The organism is Advenella sp. S44 (assembly GCF_002810445.1).
Lineage (GTDB): Bacteria > Pseudomonadota > Gammaproteobacteria > Burkholderiales > Burkholderiaceae_B > Advenella.
On record NZ_NEXS01000003.1, the window covers coordinates 374,676 to 392,024 of the forward strand.

The 17,349-nt window shown below is 57.7% G+C and carries 16 protein-coding genes; 10 read left to right on the forward strand and 6 right to left on the reverse strand.

What is annotated here, in order from left to right; all coding sequences use genetic code 11:
- Nucleotides 1-20: 20 nt before the first annotated feature.
- Nucleotides 21-1,349, reverse strand: coding sequence for a 30S ribosomal protein S12 methylthiotransferase RimO (rimO, locus tag CAP48_RS05725; protein ID WP_100695054.1), 1,329 nt, complete (start codon nucleotides 1,347-1,349; stop codon nucleotides 21-23).
- 418 nt (nucleotides 1,350-1,767) lie between these two features.
- Here rimO and rsmB point away from each other — a divergent pair, with 418 nt between their 5' ends.
- From rsmB to CAP48_RS05760, 7 genes are all read left to right on the forward strand, one after another.
- Complete coding sequence (gene rsmB, locus CAP48_RS05730) at nucleotides 1,768-3,120, forward strand: 16S rRNA (cytosine(967)-C(5))-methyltransferase RsmB (RefSeq protein WP_100695055.1); 1,353 nt, start codon at nucleotides 1,768-1,770, stop codon at nucleotides 3,118-3,120.
- A gap of 109 nt (nucleotides 3,121-3,229) precedes the next feature.
- A complete protein-coding gene (locus CAP48_RS05735) occupies nucleotides 3,230-3,856 on the forward strand; it encodes a DUF4390 domain-containing protein (RefSeq protein ID WP_100695056.1) in 627 nt (208 codons plus the stop codon).
- Entirely contained in the window at nucleotides 3,856-6,135 is a 2,280-nt protein-coding gene (locus CAP48_RS05740; RefSeq protein WP_369806343.1) for an ATP-binding protein, read from the forward strand. Before CAP48_RS05735 ends, CAP48_RS05740 begins: the two co-directional genes overlap by 1 nt.
- 81 nt (nucleotides 6,136-6,216) lie before the next feature.
- Nucleotides 6,217-6,933 (forward strand): response regulator, encoded by a 717-nt coding sequence (locus tag CAP48_RS05745; RefSeq protein ID WP_100695058.1) that lies wholly within the window; start codon nucleotides 6,217-6,219, stop codon nucleotides 6,931-6,933.
- Nucleotides 6,930-8,306: a Trk system potassium transporter TrkA gene (gene trkA / locus CAP48_RS05750; protein WP_100695059.1), complete on the forward strand. Its 1,377-nt coding sequence runs from the start codon at nucleotides 6,930-6,932 to the stop codon at nucleotides 8,304-8,306. The genes CAP48_RS05745 and trkA overlap by 4 nt, the downstream gene beginning before the upstream one ends.
- 9 nt (nucleotides 8,307-8,315) lie before the next feature.
- Nucleotides 8,316-9,785, forward strand: coding sequence for a TrkH family potassium uptake protein (locus tag CAP48_RS05755; RefSeq protein WP_100695060.1), 1,470 nt, complete (start codon nucleotides 8,316-8,318; stop codon nucleotides 9,783-9,785).
- A gap of 46 nt (nucleotides 9,786-9,831) precedes the next feature.
- The gene (locus tag CAP48_RS05760; protein WP_100695061.1) at nucleotides 9,832-10,296 is read left to right on the forward strand and encodes a tRNA (cytidine(34)-2'-O)-methyltransferase; all 465 of its coding nucleotides are present in this window, start codon (nucleotides 9,832-9,834) and stop codon (nucleotides 10,294-10,296) included.
- Between the two features lie 2 nt (nucleotides 10,297-10,298).
- On the opposite strand, the gene CAP48_RS05765 is transcribed toward CAP48_RS05760, so the two are convergent.
- Complete coding sequence (locus tag CAP48_RS05765) at nucleotides 10,299-11,090, reverse strand: ComF family protein (protein WP_100695062.1); 792 nt, start codon at nucleotides 11,088-11,090, stop codon at nucleotides 10,299-10,301.
- Nucleotides 11,091-11,171: 81 nt separating this feature from the next.
- On the opposite strand from CAP48_RS05765, the gene CAP48_RS05770 reads away from it, so the two are divergent.
- On the forward strand, nucleotides 11,172-12,089 hold the full coding sequence (locus tag CAP48_RS05770) for a methyltransferase domain-containing protein (RefSeq protein WP_100695063.1): 918 nt from the start codon (nucleotides 11,172-11,174) through the stop codon (nucleotides 12,087-12,089).
- A 255-nt stretch (nucleotides 12,090-12,344) separates the two neighbouring features.
- Here the strand turns inward: CAP48_RS05770 and CAP48_RS05775 are convergent, their stop codons facing one another.
- From CAP48_RS05775 to CAP48_RS05790, 4 genes are read right to left on the reverse strand one after another with little or no spacing between them, the layout of a single operon-like run.
- Nucleotides 12,345-13,385 (reverse strand): NAD(P)H-dependent glycerol-3-phosphate dehydrogenase, encoded by a 1,041-nt coding sequence (locus tag CAP48_RS05775; RefSeq protein ID WP_100695064.1) that lies wholly within the window; start codon nucleotides 13,383-13,385, stop codon nucleotides 12,345-12,347.
- Nucleotides 13,386-13,391: 6 nt separating this feature from the next.
- Complete coding sequence (gene secB / locus CAP48_RS05780; RefSeq protein ID WP_100695065.1) at nucleotides 13,392-13,940, reverse strand: protein-export chaperone SecB; 549 nt, start codon at nucleotides 13,938-13,940, stop codon at nucleotides 13,392-13,394.
- 40 nt (nucleotides 13,941-13,980) lie between these two features.
- Entirely contained in the window at nucleotides 13,981-14,241 is a 261-nt protein-coding gene (gene grxC, locus CAP48_RS05785; protein WP_100695066.1) for a glutaredoxin 3, read from the reverse strand.
- A 59-nt stretch (nucleotides 14,242-14,300) separates the two neighbouring features.
- Entirely contained in the window at nucleotides 14,301-14,717 is a 417-nt protein-coding gene (locus tag CAP48_RS05790) for a rhodanese-like domain-containing protein (protein ID WP_161495203.1), read from the reverse strand.
- Nucleotides 14,718-14,897: 180 nt separating this feature from the next.
- On the opposite strand from CAP48_RS05790, the gene gpmA reads away from it, so the two are divergent.
- Nucleotides 14,898-15,650 (forward strand): 2,3-diphosphoglycerate-dependent phosphoglycerate mutase, encoded by a 753-nt coding sequence (gene gpmA / locus CAP48_RS05795; RefSeq protein ID WP_100695068.1) that lies wholly within the window; start codon nucleotides 14,898-14,900, stop codon nucleotides 15,648-15,650.
- Between the two features lie 62 nt (nucleotides 15,651-15,712).
- Nucleotides 15,713-17,341, forward strand: coding sequence for a murein hydrolase activator EnvC (locus CAP48_RS05800; RefSeq protein WP_242444342.1), 1,629 nt, complete (start codon nucleotides 15,713-15,715; stop codon nucleotides 17,339-17,341).
- Nucleotides 17,342-17,349: the final 8 nt, after the last annotated feature.

A 17,349-nucleotide genomic window follows, 5' to 3' on the forward strand; every position in this document is an offset into this window, starting at 1 on the left:
ACTTCATCGGTCAATCACAATCATGATAGCGGTTTGTGATCGGCCCACAGATCGTATTCGTTGCTGTCAGTCACGGTACAGCGCACGATCTGGCCAGGCTGCAGTTTTTCAATGCTGCTGATAAACACACAGCCGTCGATTTCCGGCGCATCGGCATGTGAACGACCAACTGCATCGCCATCTTCATCAATTTCGTCAATCAGAACGTCAATGTCGCGTCCGACCTTGCGTGCCAGCCGGGCAGTGGAAATCTCCTGTTGGTGAGCCATGAAGCGCTCCCAGCGATCCTGCTTGACCTCGTCGGGTACATGATCGCCCAGGGTATTGGCAGGTGCGCCCTCTACCGGCGAATACTGGAAACAGCCCACGCGGTCCAGTTGCGCTTCGGTCATCCAGTCAAGCAAATACTGGAAGTCTTCCTCGGTCTCGCCCGGGAATCCCACAATAAAGGTGGAGCGGATGGTCAGGTCTGGACAGATTTGGCGCCATTTGTGAATGCGCGCCAGCGTGCGGTCTTCAAACGCAGGCCGTTTCATGGCTTTGAGCACCTTGGGACTGGCGTGCTGGAACGGGATATCCAGATAGGGCAGAATTTTGCCTTCAGCCATCAGCGGAATCACTTCATCAACGCTGGGGTAGGGGTAAACATAATGCAATCGGACCCAGACGCCCAGCTCGGACAGGGCCTGGCACAGTTCGGTCATGCGGGTGCGTACAGGACGGCCATTCCAGAAGCCGCTGCGGTATTTGATGTCCACGCCATAGGCGCTGGTGTCCTGGGAAATGATCAGCAGTTCTTTGACACCTGCATTGGCCAGACGTTGCGCCTCTTGCAGTACGTCGCCCACCGGACGGCTGACCAGATCGCCGCGCATGGACGGGATGATACAGAAGCTGCAGCGGTGATTGCAGCCTTCGGAAATCTTCAAATAGGCATAATGCCTGGGTGTCAGCTTAATGCCTTGTGGCGGCACCAGATCCACATAGGGATTATGGTCGCGCGACGGCGGTGCGACACCATGCACGGCGCGGACCACTTCCTCATATTGTTGGGGGCCGGTCACGGACAAGACACTGGGATGCACCTGGCGAATGACTTGTTCCTCAACGCCCATACAGCCAGTCACAATCACTTTGCCGTTTGCCGAGATGGCCTCGCCAATGGCGTCCAGCGACTCTGCCTTGGCGCTGTCGATAAAGCCACAGGTATTGACCACGACAACGTCGGCGCCTTCATAGGAGGGAGAAATATCATAACCTTCAGTGCGCAGCTGGGTCAGGATGCGTTCAGAGTCAACGAGTGCCTTCGGGCAGCCCAGACTGACAAAGCCGACGCGGGGAGCGGACATAAAAAACCTTTAATAAATGGAGAATAAATACGAAAACAATCGCAAGCAACGTATTCGAATGGAGTATGGGAAGTAAAATGCCTTCTGCCAGTTCCATTGCGAGGTCGCCGATGCTGCCGGTTTGGCGTGTGCCCTTGTATTGCTGTACTGTTTGACAACAGTACAGGCAAGTGCAGGGCTTGCACAACAGTAGCGGTTTGCCTGCATTGTTGACAACGCCGCTGGTTGGCAGTGCGGGCAACATAGCCCCGCTTTCCGACAAAACTGCGAAAACTGCCATGGCTTGTTTTTGGTCTGCCAGCCCGCCGCCTGTCGCGACGCGTTTGCTATCGCAATGAATAATCAGGCAATTTTACCATTTCCGCTCACTAACGGTGTATATGCACAGTCAATTTTTTATGCTTGGGGATCTTAGTCTATGACCCGTCCCGCCCAGCCCGTCGTCTCGCCCCAAGCGACGCCGGCCACACCGCCCTTAAGCGAGCTTTTGCTGGCAACGGCATATGCAGTGCAGGCAGTCGGCGAAGGCCGCTCCCTGACCGATATTTTGAATGCCGAGCCGGCGAATCGTCGCGCCGCGGTGCAGTCCCTGTCATTTTACGTTATGCGCCAGTTGGCCCGCGGGCACGCGCTGGCAGACCTGCTGCTGGATCGCCGTGCGCCCAATGCGCTGGTGGAGAGTCTTTTGAGCACGGCCTTGTGCCTGTTGTCCATCGATGAGAGTGAAGTGCACCATGATCCGCGGGTGCCGGTCTATGAATCCTACACCCTGGTCAGTCAGGCCGTGACCGCGGCCGGCCTGGATCGAAAAACGGCTGGCTTTAAGGGGCTGATCAACGCCTGCCTGCGGCGCTTTGAGCGGGAGCGCCCGGCGCTATTGGAGCAGGCCCATCTTCGCAGCAATGTGCGCTGGGGCTTTCCCAAATGGTGGATCGCTCGGGTGCGTCAGGCCTATCCCGCGCAATGGGAATCAATCCTGGGCAGCAGTTTTCAGGCGGGACCGCTTACGCTTCGGGTCAATACACGCAAAATCAGCCGCCAAGCCTTGCTGGCGGCACTGCTGGAGCAACAAATTGCCGCCACGGCTATTGGCGAGCACGGCGTGATTCTGGCGCAGCCGCTGCCGGTGGCCAGAATCCCCGGTTTCGAGGAAGGCTGGTGGATGGTGCAGGATCCGGGTGCGCAACTGGCTGCCGAGCTCTTGCCGGTCACCGACGGTATGCGCGTGCTGGACGCCTGCGCCGCGCCGGGCGGCAAGACGGCGGGTTTGTTGATGCAGGCGCAGTTGCAGTTGACTGCACTGGATATTGATGAGCGCCGCCTGGATCGCGTAGCCGCGAACCTGCAGCGGCTTGACTTGCATGAGGAAGGCGTGAAGCTGCGCGCCGGCGATGCGATCGATTTGTCATCGTGGTGGGATGGTCAGCATTTTGATGCCATTCTGGCCGATGTCCCCTGTACCGCTTCCGGTATTGTGCGCCGGCATCCGGATATCCGATGGTTGCGCCAGGAGCAGGATATCGCGGAAACGGCCGCATTGCAGCGACGTATTGTGTCTGCCTTGTGGCAGACACTCAAGCCGGGCGGCGTGTTTTTGTACGTGACGTGTTCGATTTTTCCGCAAGAGGGCATTGAGCAGGCCCAGTGGATGGCGCAGTCCCTTGAGGGTGCCACTGCATTGCCGGCTCCCGGCCAATTGCTGCCCGGACAGGGACAGGAGCACGATGGCTTTTTCTACGCCCTGCTGCGTAAACAGGATGAACGCGCATAAAGGCAGCGGGTTTGGCTGTCGGCATCGGTTTGGTTGAGGTATCATAGGGACACCACTCACAGGGGACACCGCAAGCGCCGGTGTTGCCAGGCCCGATAACGAATCACGCATGCACACCCAGCCCGTTCCCATGCCGCTTGCATTTATTCTGAGGCTTGCACTGACCGTGCTTCTGGGACTGACCGTCACCTGGGGCGCGGGCTTGCACGCGCAAACGCCTGCCGCAAGACTGGGCGGGGCAACAATCAATAGTGTCCAGATCCAGCAGCAGTCCGATGGCTACGTGCTCAATGCAGACGTGGATCTACCGCTCTCGAATGACCTGGAAGTGGCGGCGCAGCACGGGGTGCCGTTGTACTTTACCGTAGAGTTCAGGCTGGTGGAACCGCGCTGGTGGTGGTTTGACCGCGAAGTCTATGACCAGTCCCAAACCTGGCGCGTCGCCTACAATGCGCTGGTGCGCCAATGGCGTGTGACTTCCGGCGATTATTCGGTGCCCGAAATGTCGCTGTCCGATGCCCTGCACACCATTACACGCATTTATAACTGGCCGGTAGGGCCGTTCACCGGCCTGGATCCTGACCAGCATTACGAAGCACAGTTTCGCATGAAACTGGATACCTCTCTTTTACCGCGTCCCTTTCGTATGGATGCCCTGGGCGGTCGCGCCTGGGCCTTATCGACACCATGGAAAAATTTCGAATTTCTATTTTCGGCAACCACGCCCAGTCCCTGATCAAATGGGTGGTGCGACTGGTATTTATTGCCGCCGTGCTCGCGGCCCTGGTATTGATGGGTCTGCTGGTTCGCTCTACGGGCAATTCCTCAAGGCTGGCACAGCAGTACGATTTGCTGCTGTTGCTCAACGGGGTACTGGCGCTGGCATTGTTCCTGTGGGTCTCGATGCTGACCATTCGCCTGATCCGGCAATTGCGGTCCAGGCAGTTTGGCGCCCGATTGACGTTTCGTTTTGCACTCGCGTTCGCCGTGATGGCGATTATTCCTGGCGTTGTCATTTATCTGCTTTCGGTGCAGTTTATGTCGCGATCGGTCGAATCCTGGTTCAACGTCAGGGTGGACAGCGCCTTGCAGTCTGGTCTGACGCTGGGCCAGGCATCGCTTGACAGCCAGGTGGGCGATTTGCTGTCGCGTGCCAGGCTGATGGCCGACGATTTATCCAACGTTCCCGATCAGGAATTGTCGGTCGCGCTAACCCGCCTACGTGAAAACACGACGGTGGGGGATGCCTTGGTATTTACGGTATCCGGGAGCCGGGTGGTCGCGTTCTCCAGTTCCTCTTTTGGCAGCTTGTTGCCGCAAATGCCGCCGGTATCGGTGTTGAATCAGTTGCGGCTGTCTCGTTCCTATGCCCGCACCGAGGCGGTTGACGGTACGGATTTTGAGAATCCGCAGTTGCGCATCCGGGTCATCGTGCCGGTGTTTTCCAATTCCTTCAAGCTGGATGCTCCGCTGGGGGCCTCGCCCGAGCCGTATCTGCTGCAGTTGACCCGTCTGGTGCCGGAAAATATCGGCAGCAATTTGAACGAGGTGCAGAAAGGGTTTCGCGACTATCAGGAGTTGGCCCTCTCGCGCAAGGGAATCCAGAAACTGTACGGCATCACCCTGACGCTGGCGTTGCTGGTGACGCTGTTTACCTCTATTGCCGTGGCGCTGGCTATCGCACGGCGTCTGGTCAAGCCGCTATTGACGCTGGCTTCCGGCACACAGGCGGTGGCTGTTGGAGACTACCGACCCTTGCCTGAACCCACGGCCATGGACGAAATCGGTCTGCTTACCCGATCGTTCAATGCAATGACGCGCCAGCTTGACGAGGCGCGACGCCAGGTCGAGACCAATCGCATTCAGTTGGAGCGCTCCAATGCCTATCTGGAAAGCGTCATGGCCGGCCTGTCCTCGGGCGTAATTGTTTTTGATGAGCGATTCAATGTGACCACGGTAAACAAAGGCGCCCAGTCCATTCTCGATGTTGATCTGCGCTCGGTGCCGGGGCGGCCGCTGGAGGTGGTCGATTCTCTGATTGAGTTTACCCGGCAGATTCGCAGGGCTTTTGCAGATCACGCGGCCGTCGGATCGGAGCGCCACTACTGGCAGGAACAAATCACGCTGTCGACCAGCAGCGAAAGCGATGAAACCGACGATGTCACGCTTTTGATGCGTGGCACCCGCTTGCGCATTGATGGACGGCCCACCGGCTATGTCGTGGTGTTCGACGATATTTCAGAAGTGATATCGGCAAACCGCGCGCGGGCCTGGGGCGAAGTGGCGCGGCGACTGGCCCATGAAATCAAAAATCCGCTGACGCCGATCCAGCTGTCGGCCGAGCGGCTGGCCATGAAACTGGAAGGGCATCTGGATGAGCGCAACGCCGGTATCCTGGCGCGCTCAACCAATACCATCATCAATCAGGTCTCATCGCTGAAAAAAATGGTGGATGACTTTCGCGAGTACGCCAGAACCCCCCCGGCGCAAATGCAGCATGTCGACATCAATGCCCTGATATCGGACCTGGCAGTCTTGTATGGCTGGGACCCCGAAGGCCATGGGCCACACGACGAGCCCCTGTATCGCCATATCCGCCTGGAGCTGGCGCCGGAGCTGCCGCTGGCCGAAGCGGATCCCACGCAGTTGCGCCAGGTCTTGAACAACCTGTTGTCCAATTCGCGTGATGCCATGGCTGAGATGCAGCTCGATGGCGATGAGCCCGGTATCACCATCCGCACGACGCTTACGCGTTCCGAAAAGGATCAGAGTACGGATGGGCAGGCAATTCGTATTACACTCGAAGACAGAGGTGGCGGATTTCCTGCCAAGGTATTGCAGACAGCCTTTGAGCCGTACGTCACGACCAAGGCGCATGGCACCGGCCTTGGTTTGCCGATAGTGCGTAAAATAATTGAAGAGCATGGCGGCAGAATCGACATTGCCAATCGCAAGGACGGTGGAGCGCGTGTATCAATATTACTCACGCGGCTGACTCCGAAAACCGGCAATTAGCGCGTTCCCGTGGTTATAATTGAACCCGGAACTTTGATCAGTACCAAAAAAATGCAGTCAGAAAGTAATAGGTGACAAGATATGGCCAGAATTCTGGTGGTTGACGATGAAATTGGTATACGCGAGCTTCTGTCGGAAATTTTATACGACGAAGGTCACACCGTAGAGCTTGCAGAAAATGCTTCGCAGGCCCGTGCCGCTCGCCTGCGCTACCGGCCCGATCTGGTGCTTCTTGATATCTGGATGCCTGATACCGATGGTGTCAGCCTGCTCAAGGAGTGGGGCTCTCAGGGTTTGCTGGATATGCCGGTTATCATGATGAGCGGCCATGCTACGGTAGATACCGCGGTTGAAGCCACCCGCATAGGCGCCATGGATTTTCTTGAAAAACCCATTACGCTGCAAAAACTGCTCAAGACCGTGCAGGCCGGGCTAATGCGCCCGCACGCCAAACAGGTCATGGCTGCGGCTGGCAATGGCGCTACTCGTGCGCCGGCTGCCGCTCCCGCTGCCCGAACAGGCATGGCGCCAACGCCTGTGGCCGCAGCGGCCCCGGGCGCGCCGTCTGTCGCCGAGCCGGAAGCACCGGCTCAAGGGTCGCAACTGGGCAGCATCTCGCTTGACCAACCGTTGCGCGATGCCCGCGATGAATTTGAACGCGTCTACTTTGAATATCATCTGGGTCGCGAAAATCACAGCATGACCCGAGTGTCGGAAAAAACCGGCCTGGAGCGCACACATCTGTATCGCAAGTTGCGCCAACTGGGTATTGATTCCTCTCGCAAACGCAATTCATGAAGATCCTGATCCTTGGCGCAGGACGCGTTGGTGCAAGCGTTGCCGAGAATCTTGTTTCTGAAAAAAACGATATCACCATTGTGGATACCGATGGCGAACGCCTGCGCTATCTGCAGGACCGCATTGACCTGCGCGGCGTGCAAGGCGATGCCTCCATGCCTGAAGTGCTGCGCTCGGCGGGCGCCGACGATACCGATCTGCTGGTCGCCTGTGCTGCTACCGATCCGGTCAACCTGGTGGCCTGTCGCATCGCCAAAGATGTCTTCAATATTCCCCGTCGCATTTCCCGTGTCCGCAGCTATGACTTTGCCAGCAATCCTGAGTTGATCAAGGAAAGCTTTGGCGTTGACTCGGTCATCAGTCCCGAAAACAGCGTAACTACGTATCTGCACAGCCTGATCGAATTTCCGGAGGCCTTGCAGGTGGTGGAGTTCGGCGGCGGTCGCCTGAGCCTGCTGATCATCCGTATCGGTCGCATCAGTCCGCTGATCAATCTGCGCGTCAACCGCAACGGACACAATCTGCCAGACCTGAACGCGCGCGTGCTGGAAATTTTCCGCAATGGCGCCTCGGTCGCGCTGGATCATCAGTCTGCCATTCAACAGGGTGATGAATTGGTTGTCGCTGTCGATACCCAGACCGGCAAGGAAGCGGTCGACAAGCTGCAGTATGCCTCACGCAAAGTGCGCACGGTCATGATAGCCGGCGGCGGCAATATTGGTTACCGGCTCGCGCGCAAACTCTCGCAGGGCAGCTATAACGTACGCATTCTTGAGAGCAACCGCCAGCGGTGCGAGACCCTGGCCACCTTGCTGCCCAGCAAAGTACTAATCTTGCAGGGCGATGCAACCGATGAAGCTTTGCTCGATAACGAAAACATCGAAGAGATGGATACGTTTCTGGCTGTGACCAACGATGATGAAGACAATATCATGTCGTCCTTGTTGGCCAAGCGGCTGGGCGCCCGCAAGGTCGTGGCCCTGATCAATCGCAAGGCGTATGGTGAATTGATGGAAGGCAGCCTGATCGATATCGCCGTATCGCCTTCGCAAGCTACCATCGGCGCGTTGCTGCGCGATGTGCGACAGGGTGCCGTTGTGGCCGGACACCGGCTACGCTGGGGCAATGCCGAAGCCATTGAGTTCGAAGTCAATGGCGATAACAAGAGTTCACAGGTGGTGGGCAAATCCATTGCCGAGCTCAAGTTGCCGAGAACGGCGATTGTGGCAGCCATTTTGCGTGAAGACGACGTGATCCTGCCCGAACCATCGACAACGATTCAGCCTGGCGATCATGTGGTTGTTTTTGCCGGCACCCGGCAGGACATGCGGCGGGTTGAGAAACTCTTTCAGGTTTCGGTGTTTTTCTTCTAGGCCGCCAACATGCGCAATATCCTGAATGTCCTGCATGCGCTTAGCCTGACAATGCTCGTCTTTTCCACGATACTGTTGTTTCCGCTAGGCGTCTCGCTCTATTTCGAGGATGGCGCGCACAATGCTTTTCTGATCAGCCTGGGTATTTCTATTGTGATATCCGGCGTGTTGTGGCGGCTTACCAGCAGCTCCAAGGACGAAATTAACGCACGCAACGGTCTGCTGCTTGTATCGCTGGTCTGGTTGGTATTTCCCCTGATTGCGTCCCTGCCATTTGTGATTGATGCACAAATAGAAGGGCATTCGCTGACCTTTACCCATGCCTACTACGAAGCCATGTCGGGTATTACCACGACAGGCGCATCGGTGTTGAACAATATCTCGTTGTTGCCGCCGTCCATCAATATCTGGCGCGTGACCCTGATCTGGGTGGGCGGTATGGGGATTCTGGTGATGGCTGTCGCCATTATGCCGCTGCTGGGAGTGGGCGGTTATCAGATCATGCGCGGAGAAATACCCGGCCCCATGAAAGAAGAGAAGCTCACACCGCGCATCGCAGGTACGGCCAAGGCGCTGTATGCGATTTATATCTCGGTGTCCGCGCTTTGCGTGATTTGCTATCGGCTGGCTGGCCTCTCGTGGTTCGATGCCTGGTGCCACGCGGCCTCGACCATGGCGCTGGGCGGATTTTCCATTTATGACGAAGGCTTCCAGCATTATGATTCGGCGCTGGTCGACGCCGTGGCCTGCATATTTATGATCGTCGCCGGTATCAGTTTTGCCACGCATTACAATGTATTTAGATTTCGCAAGTTGCGCTATTACGTGACATGCCCGCAAACCAAAGTGTTTGTCGCCATTATGCTGCTGGGCGGACTGAGTGTCAGTATCTGGCTGTACTTGCACGGTGTGTATCCCAGCATCGGCCAGGCGTTGCGTTTTGGCATGTTTAACACGATCTCGCTGGCGACCACTACCGGTTTTGCCAATACGGACTATCTGCACTGGCCGATATTGTTGCCGGTTGTGATGCTGTTGCTCGGCAGCTTTTCTTCGTCAGCCGGTTCCACCGGTGGCGGCATCAAGCTGATCCGGGTCATCGTGATTTTCAAGCAGATCGGAGCCGAATTGCGCAAGGTGCTGCACCCGCATGCCGTGTGTCCCGTCAAACTGCAACGGCAGATTGTGCCGCCCGCCATTATTTCGTCCATCATGGCTTTCGTGCTTGTGTTTGTACTCATGAATGTGGCGCTCACCGGGGTGATGGTCATGTCCGGGCTTGATTTCAGCACCGCGTCATCGGCTGTCTTTGCCAGCCTGTCCAATATCGGCCCCGGCCTGGGGGCCGTCGGCCCGATGGGCAACTATTCCGGCCTGAACGATTTCCAGATCTGGATTTGTACTTTTGCCATGTTGGTCGGCCGCCTGGAGTTTTTCACCATACTGGTTCTCTTTACGCCAGGTTTCTGGAAGAAATAGGGCGCATGTTGCGTCCCGCCCATTCCCCCTACAGCTAACGTTGCCCATGCTTCATATTGCCCTGTTCGAACCTAAAATCGCCCCCAATACCGGAAACATCATTCGGTTGATTGCCAACAACGGCTGCTGGCTGCATCTGATTGAGCCCATGGGATTTCGTATTGATGATGCCAAGATGCGTCGGGCAGGGCTGGATTATCATGATCTGGCCAACGTGACGATTCATCCAGACTATGCGTCGTTTACGTCCAGCGTACCGGGCCAGCGGATTTTTGCGATCACGACCAAAGGGACGCGGTCCTATACGGACGTCGCTTTCCAGGATGGCGATGTCCTGCTTTTCGGCGCCGAAACGACCGGCCTTTCGCCGCAAGTCATGGCTACGTTTTCCGACAGCACACGACTGAGGATTCCGATGCTGCCGAATAACCGGAGCCTGAATCTGTCCAATGCCGTGGCGATCGTCAGCTACGAAGCCTGGCGGCAACTGGGCTTTGTGGCCGGTAGCTAGTATCAGTCCGGAAAGCCGATAGCAGAGGGCTCATCGCGAATAACGCAAGGCGTTCGTGCAATGACAACGGCGAACACCTTTTGCACGCCCGCCGCTTTCAATGCGCGGGCCGCCGCATTCAGCGTACTGCCCGTGGTCAGCACATCGTCCACCAATACAACGCAAGGCAGCGGCGCATTTCGCGCGCAATAATACACATGTGCGGTATTGGCGCGCCGTTGCAGGCGATTCAGTGTGCTTTGCTTCAGACGCGCCGGCTCCCGGTACAGCAGTGAAAGCAGCACCGGCATTTTTAACAGGCGACCCAGCCTGATGGCGAACTCGCCTGCAGGATTAAAGCCACGTCGTTGCAATGAGCGATGGCTGCCAGGTATAGGCACCAAGGGTGTAGTCGCCGGCCATGGTGGCGTCGCGTGTTGGGCATGGCCCCACTGTATGGCATCAACCGCCAGTGCAGCAAAAATGGTTGCCAACTGAAATTGACGCGCATTTTTGAAACGCAGCACCAGGCTGTCGGCCGGGGCGACATAATCGAACGCGGCCACGACGTTTTGCACCGCAGGCGTCTGGTCGTCGCAGTCGGGGCATGGCACGTTAGCCGGCAGCGCCAGTGCACAACGTGCGCAGCGCCAGGGGTAATGGCGCATGGAATACTGCACATCATGGGTGCAGCCGGCGCATAAGCGTCCTATGGGCGCTGGGCCGTTGCATAGTGGACAGGCTGTCAGCGTCTGGCGGGCAAAGTGAGCGCGCAAGTCGGAAAATCGTCTGGAAAGCGGCCCCTTTTTGGCCATGGCGGATTCCCCTTCATTACAATGATAGATTGCATAATTTGCCGCAATACGTTTGCGGTATCAATCAGGTTTGTGATAACAATGTCCCAGCTCATTCACTCGGCCTCCCGGCTGCCCATCAATATGGCGCATGTCCGTCAGCAATTTGCCCGTCGTGGCACACTGGAGGACGCGCGTTTTTTCTACGATGAGATCGCCACGCGCATGATCGATCGGCTGGGCTATATCAAGGTGGCGCCCGAGCGGATTGTCGATGCCGGCTGCGGTCCCGGCAATTCATTTTATTTGCTGGCAGCGCGCTACCCGCAGGCATCGATTGTTGGGGTGGATCATTGCGCGCCGTTTATTAAACACTGCGAAAGTCAGTTTGTATCCAGGGGGCTTAAATCTGTCTTGCAAAAGATCAGGGGAAGACAGGGCTTTTCTTTTGCGCTCGCCGATATGGCTGCGATGCCCATGGGGCCGGAATCGGTCGATATGGTGTGGTCCAATCTGGCCCTGCACTGGCATCAGCAACCGCATGACGTCATACGTGAATGGCGTCGGGTCTTGCGCAACAACGGCCTGGCCATGTTCTCCTGTCTGGGGCCCGGCACCTTTCGCGAATTGCGCAGCGCGGTTGCGGCGGCCGGCATTCAGACCCAAACTATGCAATTTGTCGATATGCATGATTTCGGAGACATCCTGCTGGAAAATGGCTTCATGGATCCGGTCATGGACCAGGAGGTCATTACGCTGACTTATCGCACGGTGCCCGCCTTGCTCAAAGATGTACGCGGCTTGGGTGGCAATCCGAGTGAGGCGCGTGCCGATGGATTGAGGGGGCGGGCGTGGTATCGGCGCCTTTTCGAGGCATTGGAAGCCGGACGAGGAGCAGATGGCTTATTGCGCTTGTCATTGGAAGTGGCTTATGGGCATGCGTGGTGCAAGCCGGTGAGACAAAATGCGGCGGGCGAGACCCTGGTCCCCGTTAGCGCCATCAGGCGGGCGCTGCGCTGATAGACGGGCTGCGCGCAGTTGTCAACGCGAACCTCAGCGTGGCGCCTCCCCCAGCGTGGCGGACCCTGTATGACGACCCCCAGTACTGCGCCCCCAATATGACGACTGTGATTGAGGCGGCTTGAGCGGCGATTGGCGATGGCATGGGTAATGTGGGATAGGGGATGCAGATGTCGCGGTGCCGGCGTGCTGGCGCAGATTTCGGATGCAGGGACTGGCTTCGGGGTACAGTTGCCAGGTGCCAGACCAAATGAGCTATTCGCTGCGTGACTCGCGCGATAGCAGCCGCGACACGGCGTCAAGTGGCGATACCTTGTCGAACAGCACGCTGCAGACCGCCTCGGTAATGGGCATATCAATATCCAGGCTACGCGCCCGCATCAGGGCAGCCTGCGCGCAGCGTACGCCTTCGGCCGTCATGCCGGAAGACAGAATTGTATCCAGGTCCTGCCCCTGGCCCAGTGCGACGCCAACCTGCCGGTTGCGTGACAGGTCTCCGGTAGCGGTCAGGACAAGATCGCCAAGGCCGGTCAGTCCGCTGAACGTGGCAGCATCGCCTCCCAGAACTAGACCCAGGCGACTCATTTCAGCAAGCCCTCGTGTAATGAGCGCTGCGCGCGCGTTCATGCCCAGTGCCAGGCCGTCGGCAATGCCGCAGGCAATGGCAATGACGTTTTTCATGGCGCCGCCCACTTCAACGCCAACCACATCCTGGCTTCGATAAATTCGAGTATTGCCTGCATGCAGGGCTGCGGTCGCCCGTGTGCGGACACACTCATGGCGGCTGGCGACGGTGAGCGCCACCGGAAGCCCCTGGGCCACTTCACGCGCAAAGGAAGGGCCGGACAACACGCCGGTATGCGGTATGGTATCGGCAAGAATGGCCTGCGCCACTTCGTGTGGCAGGCGCGCCGTTTGCTGTTCGAACCCTTTGCACGTCCATAGTACAGGCGTTGTCTGCAGGCCGGCGGCGGGCAGGTGATCGCGCAAGATCGCGCAGGTGTGCGCGATGGCCGCTACAGGCGTGCCCAGGATAATGAGGGATGAAGATGCGTCCTGCAGAAAGGCGAACGCCTGTTCAAGGCTGTCGCAGGCCAGAAGCCCGGCAGGCAGGGCGATGTCCGGCAGGTATCGCCGATTGCGGTGCTGCAGGTTGATGTCATGCGCCGTTTTTGGATCGCGCGCCCAGATCATGACCTGGGCGTTATGACAGGCGGCATGCGCCAGTGCTGTGCCCCAGCTGCCCGCGCCAAGAACCAGCACACGCAATGGCAACAATGTGGACACAGACGTCATGCGTGTTTATTGGCGCGTTGTACCGGGCGGAACGTAAATGCCTGAACCACTACTGTCGGCGGCTTCATTTCCGCCAGCCTGACCTGCCTGCTCCTGTGCTTGCTGTGCGCGCTGTTCGAACAGGGCCTGGAAGTTGACTTCAGCCAGGTGCAGCGGAGGCAGAGAAGTGCGGTTGATGGCATCGGCCACGTTGGCGCGCAGATACGGAAACAGCATGGTAGGGCAGACAATGCCTATCAGAGGCTCGAACTGTTCTTCGGGCACATTGGCGATTTCAAAAATGCCTGCCTGGGTGGCTTCAACAAGATACAGCGTCTTGTCGCCGACTTTGGTGGTCGTTGTCACGGTGACAGTCGCTTCGAAAACGGTTTCGGCCAGCCGCTCGCCGCCAACGTTCAGGGAGACTTCGACATTGGGCGTTTCCTGTTCCAGGAAAATTTGCGGCGCATTAGGCATTTCCAGCGACAGGTCTTTCAGATAGACGCGTTGCATCGCAAATACCGGATCTGTTCCTGTTGCGTCGTTGTTGGATGCAGCGTTGTTTTCGTCAGCCATATAACTTCCTAATTATGTAAATGTATTAAAAATATGCGGGTTATGCACCCAGCATGGTAACCAGTTTTCCTTCGCGGTCAAGGGCCATCAGATCGTCACATCCGCCCACATGTTCGTGGCCGATGAAGATTTGTGGCACGGTTGTGCGCCCGCCTGAGCGTTCGATCATAGCAGCACGTTGTTCGCGATTGGTGTCAATGCTGATTTTTTCAAAATCGGCAACACCGCGTTCACGCAACAGTTTCTCTGCCCGTACACAGTAAGGACAGGTTTGCTTGTAATACATGGTCACTTTTTGCATGATGAGTCTCTACGTAGGAGTTGGTCTGGCGCTGCGCTGCAGCGCGGTCCCAGGTGAAGTCAGGCGTGGTGCTTGACGGGCATGCCCTCGGTTTTCCAGGCGCCCATGCCGCCGGCCAGCGTATATACGTTTTCGGTGTTCTTGCCGCGCAGTACGTCAGCCATTTTGGCCGATTCACGCCCATTATCGCATACCAGGATCAGTGGTTTGTTGCGAGGCAGTGTACCGGCCTTCTGTTCGAAGTCGGCTGCCGGAAGATGGCGCGCAGACGGGATAGAGCCGCTGCGAAAACTATCGACAGGCCGCAGGTCAACAAACACGGCGTTTTCACGGTTAACCAGATTGACCGCTTCTTTGACGTTCAGGCCGGTGTTGCCCTTGCCTCGCTTGCGCAACTGGGGAAAAATCAGCAGTGCGCCGGAGACCAGCAGAAAAATGAGAAAGTAAATCGAGTTCTGATAAAAGAGAAAATCCACGGTGCATCCTGTAAATGCGTTTTTTAAACGCTGAATTTACTGATTATAAAATAGCTAGCCTATTCGCGATAAGACTTCTGTAAAATAGAGGAAAATTAATGGTTGACCCGGGCCGCAGGCACGTGGCGGGCCGATTTTCAACCCGGTAACGTTTTTTAGTTTGTCTTGCGGGAATCAACAATGTATAAGCTAGTGTTAATGCGCCACGGCGAAAGCCAGTGGAATCTTGAAAACCGGTTCACCGGCTGGAAAGACGTCGACCTGACCGAAACGGGCCGCCAACAGGCCTGGGACGCGGGCCAGCTGCTCAAAAAAGAGGGTTTCACCTTCGATCTGGCATTCACATCTGTGTTAAAGCGGGCAATCCGCACGCTCTGGATTGCGTTGGACGCCATGGACGCCATGTATACGCCCGTGCATCCGAGCTGGCGCCTGAACGAGCGGCATTATGGCGCGCTCGAAGGGTTGAACAAGGCCGAAACTGCGCAGAAGTATGGCGACGAGCAGGTCCTGGTATGGCGGCGTGCCTACGCGATCGCCCCTGAACCCCTGGAGGGCAATGACGAGCGGCATCCCCGCTTCGATGAGCGTTACGGGCGCATCGCGCCAGCCGATTTGCCTGCGACCGAATGCCTTAAGGATACCGTGGCACGGGTATTGCCCTTATGGGAGGAGTCCATTGCTCCTGCCATCAAGGCAGGTCGCAATGTGCTCATATCGGCCCATGGCAATAGCCTGCGCGCGCTGATCAAACATCTGGATCAGATCTCCGAAGAGGATATCGTCAATTTGAATATTCCCACCGGTCAGCCCTTGGTTTATGAACTGGATGAAAACCTCAAGCCCATTAAACATTACTACCTGGGCGATCAGGAAGCCATCGCGGCTGCCATGGCTGCGGTTGCTGCCCAGGGAAAAGCCAAAAAGGACTGATGTGATCGGGGTCTTGCGCAAGTTGCGGCTTCTGTTTGAATGCCGGCCATAGGGAAGGCGCCATGAGTGGACGCGGCTCCCTGTTATCGCTTCGTTTGCTCGGGAGCGCCACGCTTGCCTGTATGGTGTTGCTTGCGGGCGGGCCGGCGGGCGCGCAATCGATCTCTTCGCTTACCAAACAGCAGCAGAATGCCGAGCAGTTGCGCCGCGATCTTCAGGAAAAAATTGCGCAAGTGCAGAAACGCATCGACGAATCGGAGAGCGACCGCAAGGATGTGACCGAATCGTTGCGTCAGTCTGAAACCGAAATTTCCCGGCTCAACGCGCGGCTTGATGATCTGGATAGTCAGCGGGACAAGACCGAAAGGGAGCTGGACAACTTGCGTAAACAGCAGGCCGGACAGCAGGCGCTGATGGAACAGCGGCGTCAGGAATTGGCCCAGCAGCTCAAGTCCCAGTACACGCACGGCGTCTCGCCGTGGGCTGCACTGCTCTCGGGCGATGATGCGCAAAAAATCGGCCGTGACCTGACTTATCTGAGCTATGTCGCCAAGGCAAGAGCGCAGGCCGTCCAGGCCCTCAATACTGAAATTGCCCGGCTGGACGCGGTCAAGAAAAAGGTGGCGGGTCATCAGAAAACGTTGCAGGCGCTGGCCAATGAAGCAGAAAAAGGCAAAGCAGAGCTGGAGCAGGAAAAACAGAAGCATGCCAAGGTACTGGCCACTATTGAGGCAGATCTGAAAGCGCGGCGCTCGCAAGCCGGCAAACTGGCGCGGGACGATAAACGCCTGAATGCGCTGATTGATGATATCCAGGGTAGTATTGCCAAGCAGCGCGAGGCCATCCGTCGGGCTGCTATCGAGCGGCAAGCGCGCGAGGCTGCCAGACGCAAGGCGCTGCAGCAGGCGCGTGAGCAGGCTGCGCGTCAGGCTGCCCAGCAGGCCGCGCTCGCGGCAAAACGCGCCGAACAGGCTGCGCGTCAGGCCCAACAGGCCCGCGAGGCAGAGCAGCGCGCCTACATGACGGCCGAAGAGCAGGCAGAGGCATTGCGTCGTGCCCGCGAAAATGCGCCATCTGCCGCGACCGGCCCGGCGCCTTCTTCGCCGGATCTGCAGACTGCCAGCCGTTCAGAGCAAGCGGCCCGGCAGCAATTGGCGCAGGCACGGATACAGCGGGAAAATCTGGAAATTGATCGCGAAAAAGCTCGCCTGGCTCGCCTCAGGGCAGAAGAAGAAGCCCGGCTGGCGCAAAAAGCGCGTGAAGACGAACGGAAGGCCGCAGCAGATGCTTCATCGGGCAGTGCCGGCCTGCAGCGCGGCGCGCCCTGGCCCGTGCGTGGTACTGTGCAAGGTCGGTTCGGCACGCCGCGCCCCGACACGGGTGACGTCTGGCGGGGAATCCTGATCCGTGCCGGCAACGGCGCACCGGTCAAGGCGGTGGGCGGTGGTCGCGTGGTTTATGCGGCGTGGATCCAGGGGTTTGGTAACCTCATCATTGTGGATCACCAGAACGGCTATCTGAGTGTATATGGTTACAATCAGAGCCTGAGCAAGGGCGTAGGGGATCGCGTGCGTATTGGCGAGACCATTGCCCGTGTCGGGGCTACGGGGGGGCAGGTTGAACCGGGCCTCTATTTTGAAATCAGACAAGGATCTACTCCGGTAGATCCTGTGAGCTGGCTGGCCCGGTAACGGTGCCC

Excerpts from the sequence above, each read along its gene's own strand:
- rimO (WP_100695054.1), bottom strand. The coding sequence starts at position 1,349 with ATGTCCGCTCCCCGCGTCGGCTTTGTCAGTCTGGGCTGCCCGAAGGCA.
- grxC (WP_100695066.1), bottom strand. The coding sequence starts at position 14,241 with ATGCAAAAAGTGACCATGTATTACAAGCAAACCTGTCCTTACTGTGTA.
- CAP48_RS05755 (WP_100695060.1), top strand. The coding sequence starts at position 8,316 with ATGCGCAATATCCTGAATGTCCTGCATGCGCTTAGCCTGACAATGCTC.
- CAP48_RS05770 (WP_100695063.1), top strand. The coding sequence starts at position 11,172 with ATGTCCCAGCTCATTCACTCGGCCTCCCGGCTGCCCATCAATATGGCG.
- CAP48_RS05775 (WP_100695064.1), bottom strand. The coding sequence starts at position 13,385 with ATGACGTCTGTGTCCACATTGTTGCCATTGCGTGTGCTGGTTCTTGGC.
- CAP48_RS05760 (WP_100695061.1), top strand. The coding sequence starts at position 9,832 with ATGCTTCATATTGCCCTGTTCGAACCTAAAATCGCCCCCAATACCGGA.
- rsmB (WP_100695055.1), top strand. The coding sequence starts at position 1,768 with ATGACCCGTCCCGCCCAGCCCGTCGTCTCGCCCCAAGCGACGCCGGCC.
- CAP48_RS05745 (WP_100695058.1), top strand. The coding sequence starts at position 6,217 with ATGGCCAGAATTCTGGTGGTTGACGATGAAATTGGTATACGCGAGCTT.
- CAP48_RS05765 (WP_100695062.1), bottom strand. The coding sequence starts at position 11,090 with ATGGCCAAAAAGGGGCCGCTTTCCAGACGATTTTCCGACTTGCGCGCT.
- trkA (WP_100695059.1), top strand. The coding sequence starts at position 6,930 with ATGAAGATCCTGATCCTTGGCGCAGGACGCGTTGGTGCAAGCGTTGCC.
- CAP48_RS05735 (WP_100695056.1), top strand. The coding sequence starts at position 3,230 with ATGCACACCCAGCCCGTTCCCATGCCGCTTGCATTTATTCTGAGGCTT.
- gpmA (WP_100695068.1), top strand. The coding sequence starts at position 14,898 with ATGTATAAGCTAGTGTTAATGCGCCACGGCGAAAGCCAGTGGAATCTT.
- secB (WP_100695065.1), bottom strand. The coding sequence starts at position 13,940 with ATGGCTGACGAAAACAACGCTGCATCCAACAACGACGCAACAGGAACA.
- CAP48_RS05800 (WP_242444342.1), top strand. The coding sequence starts at position 15,713 with ATGAGTGGACGCGGCTCCCTGTTATCGCTTCGTTTGCTCGGGAGCGCC.